Here is a 12,487-nt window from a genome sequence, read left to right as displayed (position 1 = left end):
GAAATTAAAATTAAAAGGGGTAATGAAAATGGAAAAAAGTACAATCCAAAATAGTAAGTTACCAAACCATTTGAAACAATATGTATCTGAACAACACTATGATCAGTATACACCGATTGATCATGCTGTATGGCGTTATGTAATGAGACAAAATCGTCATTTTCTAAAAGGGAAAGCTCATCCTGCTTATGTAGAAGGTCTTTTAAAATCAGGTATCGAAACTGAAAAAATTCCTCGTGTTTCAGAAATGAATGAATGTCTTGGAAAAATTGGATGGGGAGCAGTTATTGTTAATGGTTTAATTCCTGGATCTGCCTTTTTTGAACTTCAAGCGAATCGAGTCTTACCAATTGCAACCGAAATTAGAAAAATTACAAACATTGAATATACCCCAGCACCTGATATTATTCATGAAGCTGCTGGCCATGCACCAATTTTATTTGATCCTTATTTTGCATCTTATGTTCAGAAAATTGGGTCAATTGGAGCGAAGGCATTTGCAACAAAGGAGAAACAAGAGCTTTTTGAAGCAGTTAGAAATTTAACGATTGTTATGGAAGATCCAAAATCAACGCCTGAAGAAAAAGAGGCTGCTCAAAAACTTGTAGAAGAAAAACAAAATGCAATTGTTGGTTTATCTGAGGCTGAGCAAATATCCCGATTATTTTGGAGAACTGTTGAGTATGGTTTAATTGGTGAGTTAGATGATCCAAAAATTTATGGTGCTGGGTTATTATCTTCAGTGGGTGAAAGCATACATTGCTTTACTGATGCAGTTGAAAAAACACACTATTCAATTGAGGGTTGTATCGAAAAACCTAAAAATGTAACTGAAATGCAAGCACAATTATTTGTTTGTAAAAACTTTGAGGAATTAATGGAAGGAGTCGAATCCTTATCTGAAACGATGGCATTCCGTACAGGTGGAACTGAAGCACTAGAAAAAGCACTACGCTCGAAAAGTGTAGCAACATTTGAAATGAATTCTGGATTAAATGTAACAGGTGTAGTTCATTCGTTCACAAAAGATGAAAATGGCGAAGCAATCTATGTGAATACAAAGGGCGAAACAGCTCTTTCAGTTGAAAATCAACAACTTGAAGGTCATGGGAAAGATTATCATTCAAAAGGATTTGGTACTCCTATTGGGCAATTAAAAGGAAATATTTCTATAGAAGAATGTGATTCAGATGAGTTAGCTAAGATAGGTGTTGTGGAAGGAAACTTTGTTGATTTAACATATACTAGTGATGTAAGCGTTTCCGGAAGAGTGTTAAATATAACTAAGCATAATAATAAGATAGTCCTAATCTCATTCGAAGATTGCACTGTTTCATATAATGGAACAGAATTATTTAAAAAAGAATGGGGAACATATGATATGGCAGTAGGTTCAAATGTTGTATCAGCATATCCAGGAGCTGCAGATCCATCTTCATATTTTGATGACATTGTAATTGAGGAAGAAAAAACAGAAGAGTTACAAGTGAATTTAACAGACTTAGATCATCTTTACCAGCATGTTCGAAATATAAGAGAGAATAATAGATTTGATGATAATGATATAAATCAATTGAACCAAATTAATAAAGAACTTGATTTAGAACATCCAAAAGACTGGCTTTTAAGATTAGAACTGTTAGAAATGGCAATAACTAACGAGAAGTTGGAATCACTAGTAGAACCTTTAAAAGTTAAGTTAAATGAATTAAAAAATGATTCTTCTTTAACTAATCTAATTAAGAATGGATTGGCATTAATTTAAAGGTTTAAAATTAAAGGCTGTTTTCGTAAATATTGTTTCTATTTTAGAATGTCTTAGTTGATTACAACTCCAGGATACTCGCTTTCCGCGTGGCTTGAGCTGAGCATCCTTGGCAAGCTGCGGGGTCTCAGCCTTCCCGCTATTCCCACAGGTGCCCTCGCACCTTCAATTGTAATCAACATCTATCTTTAAAATTAATAATCTCGGCAAGCAACAATTTTAATTTAAAAGAATACAAAGATGCTTATCAAGAGTTAGAAGAACCAAAGTAGTATGGAAAAATAGTCTTGCGAATTGCTGAAAAAGAGAAACCCTTGTCATTGCTTTCGTGACAAGGGTTTCTCTTTTAAAGATTAAAACTATAAACATGTCATCTTACCAAATAGTCGGTTTTCCAACCATGAACCAAAGCATCATAAGTAATAGAAAGAGATATATCCAAATTGCTCTTTTTAATTTGGCTACCAGTTTTTCGCGATCTTCATTACCTTCACGTAGCTTCTTAAGAGATGGTGAGAATGCACGTGCAAGAAATAACAAAGAGCAAAACAGTGTGAAAAGTGTCATGAGAATCCATGGTGTATGCCATGTCCAAGGACCAGAAACAACAAGAAGTATTCCAGAACCAACCAACACATGACCTGCATGCTTAGCTAGAAAAACAACAAACTGGAATGTATCTAAATACACACTCATATTTTCTTCTTTTGCTTTTTGAAGTTTTTTTACGATTGGAAATAGGATGAAAAATGGGCCAATTGATACAATAACACTTAGAATATGAATGTATACTAAAAAACGATACAATAAATACATTACATTGACCTATTACTCGTTAATCGGGCTGAACTCGTGAACCCAAACTCGCATTTGTGGAAGCCAAGGCATTCCTGGATGGAAAGATAAAATCGTTTCTTTATAATCTTCTAAACCTTCAAATCCTTCTTGGCGCGCATGTTCGTCAGTTAGTTCACCTAGGGACTGTGAATAAACGTTATCAACTCTAAATTTTTGATCCTGTAATACCATAACCTCGCCTACATCAGCGTATCGTCCATTTCGGCGAGTTGCTGTTTTTTTACCTTCGATGACTTTTTTAATATCCTCTGGCACAGTTATAAGTCGATCAATTGTACATGTTTTTGGTGGTAATGAATTGTTTACTTCATGATTTGTCACTTTAAAAAACTCCCTTCAATTTGTGTCTTTTCCAATTTATCATACTTTGAAAAAGACTAGAACCCAATATAAGTAAAAATATGGAATGATTAACTAAAAAATTATAATTATTAAATTTTCTAGGTCGCTAATCATAGTTAATTTAGCTTTAAGTATACCAATTTCTACTATTATATTAAAAATGTTTCCCTTCTTTTTCATTTAAATTTAATTTACTTTCAGAAAACTCTCAAAAATCTAATTTTTTGTTTGTTTTATTGAGCAATTATGGTATGGTAATATCAAACGAAGTTTTTCCTTCTTCAAATTGAAAAAATGAAGTATAAAATTCTTTTTTCGAAAGGTTAATTTATGGAAATTGTATCTTTTAAAAATTTAGTAAGAGAAAAATTCCCTCTATTATCAGCTGGACAGAAAAAAGTGGCAAATTATTTATTTGAAAATTTGGATAATTCTGTTTTTAAAACCGCGTTTCAAATCGGAAAAGAAGCTGAAGTAAGTGAAACAACTGTCATCCGGCTTTCATATGCTTTAGGTTTTGAAGGCTTTAGTAAGATGCAGGCAAAAATTCAAAAGGAGTTACTCAGGCAAAATCATACAGAGTTAGTTTATCGTGATGAATCACTTGGACTTGATGTAGACAATGATCCTTTTACAAAACAAATCGAACATGGAGTGCACATTTTAAGGAACTTATTAAACCATGAGAATGTTCAAGAAATATGGAAAACAGTAGATAAATTGATTCAAGCTGATCAGATTATTATAGTAGGTCATCGTATTTCCTTTTCCGCGGCTTATTGGTTTTCCTATTCACTCAGTTGTTTAAGGGAAAATGTGAATTTATGTACGACAGCTGGAGATTTTTTTGAGAAATTTTGTAATCTCACAAATAAGTCTGTTGTGGTTGTGTTTTCATTTCCAAGGTATGCAAATGAAACAATAAGAATTGCAAATTGTGCAAAGGAGCAAGGAATCTATTTGATTTCTGTCACTGATCGTCTACTTTCTCCGGTTGGAAGTATCTCTGATATTACGTTAACAACGGAAGAGAATGTAGAAACTGGAATTAATTCAACAGCTCCAGTTATTAGTTTACTAGACTTGATAATTACAGGGATATTTGAAAAGGATAAAAAAAGAATTCAAGTTCATCAACAAAAATTAGAAAACCTTTACTCAAGTTACGAAGTATTTAATGAATAAGCAAAAGTTTTACAAAAAAGTTACCTAAGGAAGGTGTGGTTTTATTGAATCCAATTGATTATATTGATCAACAACGAGATGAAATAATAAAGACCTATCATGAACTTCATGCAATTGCTGAGCCAAGTTGGCGAGAAGAAAAAACGTCAAAATATATATTGAATTGTTTAAAAAAAGCAGGTATAAAAACGAAAATATTTCAAGGACATTATGGAATTGTTGCTGAGATTCCTGGTAAAACAAATGAAGTAGTTGCATTAAGAGCAGATATGGATGCACTTCTTCAAGAAGTTGATGGGGTAGTGAAAGCGAATCATTCTTGTGGACATGATGCACATAGTACAATGGGATTATTTACTGCACTCGCTATTGCTTCTAGTGGTATTAAGCCAAAGAATACAATTCGATTTATTTTTCAACCGGCAGAAGAAAAAGGAGAAGGCGCATTACAAATGATGAAGGAAGGTGTGCTTGAAAATGTAAGTTATTTATTCGGAGTGCACGTCCGCCCAAAAGTAGAAGTTCCGTTTAATCAAGCATCCACAGTTATTGTACATGGATCTGCAGCAACAATTAAAGGGAAAATTCAAGGAGTTCAAGCACATGCTTCCCACCCAGAAGCCGGGATTAATGCGATAGAAGTTGCGGCTCAATTAGTGGATAAATTTAAGCAAATAAAAATTCAAACTGAGGTTCCATATTCGATAAAAATGACGCAATTACACACTGAAAATGAGTCAACAAACATCATTCCTGAAACCGCTTTCTTCTCGTTGGATGCGAGAGCCCAAACAAACGATGTAATGAATCAATTGCAACTTCTTACACAAGAAACAGTTGATCAAATAATTCATGAAACAGGAGCAAAGATTACATGGACCTTGGAAGAGCTAGTTCCTGCAGCAATAGTAAATAAGGATGCTATGGAAATTACTCAATTAGCGATTGAAACGATTCTTGGTAAAGAAAATGTTATTCCAGTGTGTATTTCTCAAGGGGGTGAAGATTTTCATTTTTATACTGCCAAAACACCAGGACTCACTGCAACAATGGTTGGATTAGGTTGTGACTTAGCACCTGGATTACATCATCCACAAATGAAATTTAATTTAGAAGCATTAATATATGGAACGAAAATATTGACAGAAACGATAGTTATAGCTTCAGATAAATAGAAGGTTTTGTTCAATTAATCTAATGAAGAGGTGTTTTCATGCAAAATGCAAAAGTTGAAACAGAGCACGAAGTACAAGCTTATTCTACTGATAATCACTTGGAGAGAAAATTAAAAACAAGACACCTTTCAATGATTGCGATTGGTGGTACAATCGGAACAGGACTTTTTTTGGCAAGTGGATCAACTATTCATATGGCAGGGCCAGGTGGAGCAATTGCCGCGTACTTAATTGCTGGGATAATGGTTTATTTTTTGATGGCAAGTTTAGGTGAAATGGCAGCATTCATACCGATATCTGGTTCATTTAGTACCTATACGTCAAGATTCGTAGATCCAGCTTTAGGTTTTGCAGTTGGTTGGAATTATTGGTATAACAATGCAATTGTAGTTGCATTAGAATTAGCTGCATCCGCATTAATTATGAAGTATTGGTTTCCATCTGTACCAGGTATTGTTTGGAGTAGTATATTCCTTGCGATTATCTTTGGTTTAAATATTTTAACAGTAAAAGGATACGGGGAATCAGAATTCTGGTTTTCATTAATTAAAGTAATTACAATTGTTATATTCATTGGAATTGGTTTACTAATGATCTTTGGTATTATGAAGGGGAATCCAGCAGGTTTTTCTAATTTAACGAAAGGCGATGCGCCATTTAAAGGAGGATTCTTTTCCATTGTTAGCGTATTTATGATTGTTGGTTTTTCTTTCCAAGGAACTGAGTTAGTTGGAGTAGCTGCTGGTGAAAGTGAAAATCCTAAAAAGGATATGCCAAAAGCAATTAAACAAATTTTTTGGCGAATTTTATTGTTTTATATCCTTTCTATTATGATTATTGGTGTTTTAATCAATTATAATGATCCTAGATTATTAAATTCAGATGTTACAGATATTGCCGTCAGTCCATTTACGCTTGTATTCCAGAATGCTGGACTAGCTTTTTCTGCGTCAGTTATGAATGCTGTCATTTTAACGTCAGTTTTATCAGCAGGTAATTCGTCTATGTATGCTGCATCACGTGTTCTTTGGGTGCTTGCAAAAGAAGGAAAGGCACCTGCATTTCTTAAAAAAGTTAATTCGAAAGGTATCCCAGCAAATGCAATGTACTTAACTACTATTATTGCGATGTCAGCATTTCTAACCTCACTTTTCGGAGATGGAACTGTTTATAACTGGTTATTAAATGCAGCAGGTTTATCTGGATTTCTATCATGGTTAGGTATTTCAATTGCTCATCTAAGATTCCGTAAGGCTTATGTTGCTCAAGGAAGAGATATGAATGATTTACCATATGTTTCGAAATGGTACCCGTTCGGTCCAATCATGGCTACGATTCTATGTGTAGTTGCAATATTAGGGCAAAATTACTCTGCGTTTACTGGTCCAAATATTGATTGGTATGGAATTTTAGTATCTTATGTTAGTCTTCCACTCTTTATATTAATCTATATAGGTTATAAAATAGTAAAAAGAACTAAATTAGTGCCATTAAAAGAAGCTGATTTTAGTCAAGAATAAACTTAATTAAGGGGGGAGTCACTTTGGTAACTTTAAATGAAATCGGAATTCGATCCCTTCATACAACAGAAGAACTTGAAAATGTAAGAAAACTTGAGAGTAAGATATGGGGTGAAGAAGACTCAATTCCAACACACCAAACCATTACATCAGTAAAAAATGGTGGTTTAGTACTAGGTGCATATTTAAATGAACAGTTAGTTGGTTTTCAATATAGCTTTCCTGGCTTTAATGGAAAGGAAGTCTATCTTTGTTCCCATATTCTCGGTATAGACGAAGAATTTCGTAATAAAAAAATAGGTGAAAAACTAAAACTTGCTCAACGTGAAGAAGGTTTAAAACTTGGCTATTCACAAATAAATTGGACATATGATCCATTAGAAAGCATAAATGGTTATTTAAATATTGCCAAACTTGGAGGCGTCTGTTCGACTTATCTTGAAAACTGTTATGGAGAGATGGAAGATCTCCTTAATAGTGGAATACCGTCTGATCGTTTCCTTGTGGAATGGCATATTCGAAAAGAAAATAGCTTTGATACAACTGGTGAACAATACGAACAGGAGTATGCTTTGCAGAAATCTGTCATTCAATGGGAAGTGAAAGAGGGATTACCAATTCCTTCTTTGTCTCTTTCCAAAATTGAAACAGAATATGAACCTGTCTTTGTAGCGATTCCAAAAAATTTTCGCGCAATAAAAGAAAAAAATTTGGATATAGCGAACGAGTGGAGAATGAAAACTAGAGAAATTTTCACTAAACTATTTCAAGAAGGATGGCAAGTAACTGGGTTTAAAAAGAATACTTTAACGGATATTCCTGTTCAATATTACATTGTTACAAAGAAATAGTAGTTACAATGGATAAATTAATTGTTGCTCATAGAAAAGGAGAATCTATTGAATGAAGATTAAGGAAGTTATTTTGCGACATATGAAGCTCGATTTACTTCATCCTTTTACAACAAGCTTTGCAACAGAATATGATCGTGAGTTTATTCTTGTAGAAGTAAAGAGTGAAGATGGAATTTCTGGCTTTGCAGAGTCTGTTGCAATGTTAGACCCTTTATATAATGAAGAAACTGTCAAAACAAACTGGCATATGTTAGAAGATTACTTAATTCCGATTCTATTAAAAAATGAAATTAGCCACCCTGATGAACTTTCCGAAAAATATTATAGTTATATTCGCGGGAATTATATGGCGAAAGCAGCAATTGAGGGTGCAGTTTGGGATTTGTATGCAAAGAAGCAAAATGCTTCTCTTTCTAGCTTGCTAGGTGGTACAAAAAAAGAAATAGATGTTGGTGTAAGTATTGGTATTAAAGATTCGTTTGATGAAACGCTACAAACAATTGAAGAGCGCCTAGAGGAAGGATATAAACGGTTTAAGTTAAAAATTAAGCCAGGTTGGGACGTAGAACTAATTGATGAGGTTCGCAAAGTATATCCAGATATTCCTCTAATGGCTGATGCAAATTCTGCCTATACATTACAAGACATTGACAAGTTAGTAGCTTTAGATGATTACCAATTAATGATGATTGAGCAGCCTCTAGCTTACAACGATATTATTGATCATGCAGATTTACAAGCTAGGTTAAAGACACCAATTTGCTTAGATGAAAGCATTCACTCATTAGACGATGCAAGAAAGGCAATAAAATTGGGTAGCTGTAAAATTATTAATATTAAAATTGGCCGCGTAGGTGGTTTAACACAATCTAGAAAAATTCATGACCTATGTCAGGAAAATGATATCCCACTTTGGTGTGGAGGTATGCTTGAATCTGGTATTGGTAGAGCGCACAATATTGCAATTACATCTTTGCCAAACTTTACATTACCTGGAGATACTGCAGCATCTTCACTTTACTGGGCGGAAGATATTATTCAACCTGAAGTTACGGTTGAAAATGGGACAATCCTTGTACCTACATCTCCAGGAATTGGTTATGATCCAGATATGGAAAAAATTAGTAAGTATACCCTTTCTAGTAGGAAGTATAGATAATTTAGATTAATTTAAGTATTATTTTATGAAAAACTCAAACTACGTTATTGTTTGAGTTTTTCTTTATATTTTGCTCTTTATTGAAGTATGTTGTATTTAAAGAAGAGTTTATTAGAGCAAACTTTTGATAAAGAAGTTGATTGGAGCGGAAGGTGCGAGACTCCTGTGGGAGAAGCGAGACAGGTGAGACCACGCAGGAGAGATAGCGACGAGGAGGCTCACCGCACGCCCCAAGGAAAGCGAGCATCCTGGAGCGGAAATCAACTTCTAAAGTTAACAATGTTACATCGTTATTTGTATTTACAAACAAATTTAAAATTTATGACAGCAAGGTGAAAAGAAAAATATTACAAAATGCAATTCCATTTGGAAAGTAGAAAAGAAGATTCTTGTTAATTTAGGGAATTCCTATATTTCAAGAATCTTTTTTTCTATTGATATTAACCAAAAATGAAAGGATTGTCGAACCATCGATAATTGTCGAAAGTATTTTTTTGACTTTCCTTACTAGATTCATCAAAATAAATAGTATAATCTACTGAAAAATCAAACAATTTAATTAATTGTTATTTTTCAAATAATTTTGTTGATAAGTAAATTTTTTGTTTAGAAAATACATATAAAAAAATCGGCTTTATTCTAAAAGATTGTTGTTTTTGAGATTTTTAATTTTATATAGAGAAGTTGATTCGAGCGGAAGTTGCGAGACTCCTGTAGGAGTAGCTGGAAGGTTGAGACCCCGTAGGCTTGCCGAGGAGGCTAGATTACTCCACGCGGAAAGAGAGAAACCTGGAATTGTAATCAACTGACGCATTCTAAAATACAACAAGGTTTTTTGAAGTTGATAATGTTGTTAATTAGTATATTGTTCTTCAGTCTTATTTTTTAATAAAAAAATAAGAATTTACATAATTCACAATATAAAAATTGAAAGAGTGGGTGGATATGATGGAAAAAAGAGAACATTTAATTAAGCCAATGGTTGGGGAACAATATCCTATGATTTCAAGAGCCCAAAATATTTATATGTGGGATCAAAATGGAAAAAAATATATAGATGGTTCTTCTGGAGCAGTGACAACTAGCATTGGACACAGTGTTAAAGAAGTGATTGACGCTATGGTTGAACAAGCTTCTGAAGTTGCTTTTGTCTATCGTTCACAATTTACAAGTGAAGCAGCTGAGGGGTTAGCGGAGAAGATTAGTCAACTAACTCCTGGAGATTTAAATTGGAGCTTTTTTGTAAACAGTGGGACAGAGGCTACAGAAACAGCAATGAAAATGGCGATACAACACTTTCAAGAAAGAGGAATCCATACAAAAACAAAGATTCTCTCAAGAAAGATGAGTTACCACGGTATCACAATTGGAGCATTATCAATGTCTGGTCATGCATTACGTAGAAAAAGATTTGAACCACTTTTAGAAGATTATCCAATGGTAGAAGCTCCATATTGTAAGAGATGTCCATATGGTTTAGAAAATCCTTCTTGCCAAATGTTATGTGCCACAGATTTAGAAAGAAGCATCTTAAAATTAGGAGCTGAAAATGTTGCAGCATTTATTGCAGAACCAATCGTTGGAGCTGCTGGAGCAGCGCTAACACCTCCTCCAGGATATTATGAAACAATTCGTGAAATCTGTTCAAAATATGATGTGTTATTTATTGCAGATGAAGTGATGACTGGTATTGGGCGTACTGGTGAAGTGTTTGGAATAAATCATTGGAACGTTATACCAGATATCATGGTTTTAGGAAAAGGACTTGCAGCTGGTTATTCTCCAATCGCAGCAACAGTAGCAAGTGATCGAGTAATGGAGCCAATTTTAAAAGGAAGTCGTATCGTGATGGCTGGACATACTTTTAGCGCAAATCCACTATCAGCAAAAGTTGCATTAGCTGTTTTAAATTATGTTGAAAAAAATAGATTAGTAGAAAATTCAAAAACACAAGGAGCAAAACTGAAATCAACCTTAATGAAATGGAAAGAAGAATATGATTTCATCTTTGATGTCAGAGGCGAAGGATTAATGATTGGCGTCGAGTTAAAAGAAGAGTTATTTAATGAACAAAGCTTAACGGGACGTGTTTTAAAAATAGCTAATGAAAAAGGATTGTTACTTTATCCGTCAGTAAGTGGACCACAAGGTAGATCAGAGAATAGCTTCTTATTATCTCCACCTCTAGTAATAACTGATGAACAAGTTGAAGAAATTTTATCGATTTTGAAGGATGTATTTACACAACTTCAAACGGAGACGAAGGGAGCAGTTTGTTAGATGAATGAATTTGGAAAAATTATTTCACTTGAAAATGCTCTTTCATATTTTCATGATGAAATGACTCTTATGTTCGGTGGGTTCGGTGGTATTGGAAATCCACCTACATTGATTAAGGGAATACTAGAAAAAGGGATAAAAAATTTAACTTTAATTGGAAATGATGCAGGTTTTCCTAATATAGGCATTGGCCAATTAGTAACAGCAAATCAAGCGAAGAAGATGATTACGACCCATATCGGTTCGAATCCTAATGCTGGGAGACAAATGACTGAAGGAACACTTGAAGTAGAATTTAATCCTCAAGGAACATTTATTGAGCGAATTCGAGCAGCAGGTGTAGGCTTAGGTGGTGTATTAATTGACGTTGGGATTGATAGTGTTATCGATGTAGATAAACAAAGAGTGACTGTTGCTCAAAAAGAGTATCTCGTTGAAACACCATTAACAGCTGATGTTGCAATTGTTTACGCACAAAAAGCTGATCAATTTGGGAACTTAATTTTTGATAAAAGTGCACGTAATTCAAATCCTTTTGTAGCAATGGCTGGTAAAATCACAATTGCTGAAGTAGAAGAGATTGTACCTTTAGGAGAACTAAATCCTGAAGAAATTATCGTACCAGGTGCATTTGTTCATTACATAGTCAAAACGGAAGGAGTGAATTGGAAATGGGCATGGGAAAACTAAGTGTACGTGAATTAATGGCGAAACGTGCTGCACAAGAAGTGAAAGATGGCATGATCGTAAATTTAGGCATCGGGATTCCTTCACTCATTCCAAACTTCCTTCCTGAAAATATACGCGTTATGTTTCATGCAGAGAATGGCGTCCTTGGAATTGGACCAACTCCTGAAAAAGGACAAGAGGATGAAAATCTATGTAATGCAGCAGGATTACCTGTCACGATTATTCCTGGAGCAAGCTATTTTGATAGTAGCCTAGCATTTGGAATTATTCGTAAAGGACTTCTTGATTTGACAGTTCTTGGTGCATTACAAGTAAGTGAAAAAGGTGATTTGGCAAATTGGATTGTTCCAGGGAAACGAGTTCCTGGAATTGGAGGGGCAATGGATTTAGCACAAAAATCTAAAAAAGTAATTGTGTTAATGAATCATTGTAGTAAAGATGGGGAACCAAAAATTCTAGATAACTGCACATTCCCCTTAACATCTAAAGCTTGTGTAGATTTAATTATCACTGAAATGGCTGTTATCAGAGTAAATAAAGAAACAAAAAAATTACATTTAATAGAAGTACTTGCTCCATATTCTGTAGAAGAAGTAATTGAGAAAACTGGAGCGCCTCTGGTTATTGAAGGAGACATACTTGTTTACGAAGGAGTTTGA

11 protein-coding genes are annotated in these 12,487 nt (G+C 34.2%); 9 read left to right on the top strand and 2 right to left on the bottom strand.

The features are described from left to right. Positions 1–28 precede the first annotated feature (28 nt). Positions 29–1,765 carry an aromatic amino acid hydroxylase gene (locus tag J5Y03_RS14980; protein ID WP_209406806.1) on the top strand — a complete coding sequence of 579 codons (1,737 nt, stop codon included), beginning with the start codon at positions 29–31 and terminating at the stop codon, positions 1,763–1,765. Positions 1,766–2,140: 375 nt separating this feature from the next. Here J5Y03_RS14980 and J5Y03_RS14975 read toward each other — a convergent pair whose 3' ends face one another. Both J5Y03_RS14975 and J5Y03_RS14970 read right to left on the bottom strand, forming a co-directional pair. Then, positions 2,141–2,581, bottom strand: coding sequence for a hypothetical protein (locus J5Y03_RS14975; RefSeq protein WP_209406805.1), 441 nt, complete (start codon positions 2,579–2,581; stop codon positions 2,141–2,143). A gap of 12 nt (positions 2,582–2,593) precedes the next feature. Next, positions 2,594–2,944 (bottom strand): ASCH domain-containing protein, encoded by a 351-nt coding sequence (locus J5Y03_RS14970; RefSeq protein WP_209406804.1) that lies wholly within the window; start codon positions 2,942–2,944, stop codon positions 2,594–2,596. Positions 2,945–3,295: 351 nt separating this feature from the next. Between J5Y03_RS14970 and J5Y03_RS14965 the strand changes: the two genes are divergently transcribed. The 8 genes from J5Y03_RS14965 to J5Y03_RS14930 all read left to right on the top strand — a co-directional run bounded on the left by J5Y03_RS14965 (position 3,296) and on the right by J5Y03_RS14930 (position 12,487). Further along, positions 3,296–4,150, top strand: a complete 855-nt coding sequence (locus J5Y03_RS14965) for a MurR/RpiR family transcriptional regulator (protein WP_209406803.1) — start codon at positions 3,296–3,298, stop codon at positions 4,148–4,150. Between the two features lie 35 nt (positions 4,151–4,185). Continuing rightward, on the top strand, positions 4,186–5,325 hold the full coding sequence (locus J5Y03_RS14960) for an amidohydrolase (RefSeq protein ID WP_322099590.1): 1,140 nt from the start codon (positions 4,186–4,188) through the stop codon (positions 5,323–5,325). Positions 5,326–5,363: 38 nt separating this feature from the next. Continuing rightward, entirely contained in the window at positions 5,364–6,845 is a 1,482-nt protein-coding gene (locus tag J5Y03_RS14955; protein WP_209406801.1) for an amino acid permease, read from the top strand. A 23-nt stretch (positions 6,846–6,868) separates the two neighbouring features. Continuing rightward, a complete protein-coding gene (locus J5Y03_RS14950; protein WP_209406800.1) occupies positions 6,869–7,696 on the top strand; it encodes a GNAT family N-acetyltransferase in 828 nt (275 codons plus the stop codon). 52 nt (positions 7,697–7,748) lie between these two features. Continuing rightward, entirely contained in the window at positions 7,749–8,858 is a 1,110-nt protein-coding gene (menC, locus tag J5Y03_RS14945; protein WP_209406799.1) for an o-succinylbenzoate synthase, read from the top strand. A 948-nt stretch (positions 8,859–9,806) separates the two neighbouring features. After that, complete coding sequence (locus tag J5Y03_RS14940; RefSeq protein ID WP_209406798.1) at positions 9,807–11,138, top strand: aspartate aminotransferase family protein; 1,332 nt, start codon at positions 9,807–9,809, stop codon at positions 11,136–11,138. After that, positions 11,139–11,828: a CoA transferase subunit A gene (locus J5Y03_RS14935; protein WP_209406797.1), complete on the top strand. Its 690-nt coding sequence runs from the start codon at positions 11,139–11,141 to the stop codon at positions 11,826–11,828. After that, on the top strand, positions 11,810–12,487 hold the full coding sequence (locus J5Y03_RS14930) for a 3-oxoacid CoA-transferase subunit B (protein ID WP_209406796.1): 678 nt from the start codon (positions 11,810–11,812) through the stop codon (positions 12,485–12,487). The genes J5Y03_RS14935 and J5Y03_RS14930 overlap by 19 nt, the downstream gene beginning before the upstream one ends.

This window comes from Gottfriedia endophytica (assembly GCF_017814275.1).
GTDB classification, from domain to species: domain Bacteria; phylum Bacillota; class Bacilli; order Bacillales; family Bacillaceae_G; genus Gottfriedia; species Gottfriedia endophytica.
Note: the sequence above shows the minus strand (reverse complement) of the source record. Positions and strands in the feature narration are given on the sequence as shown.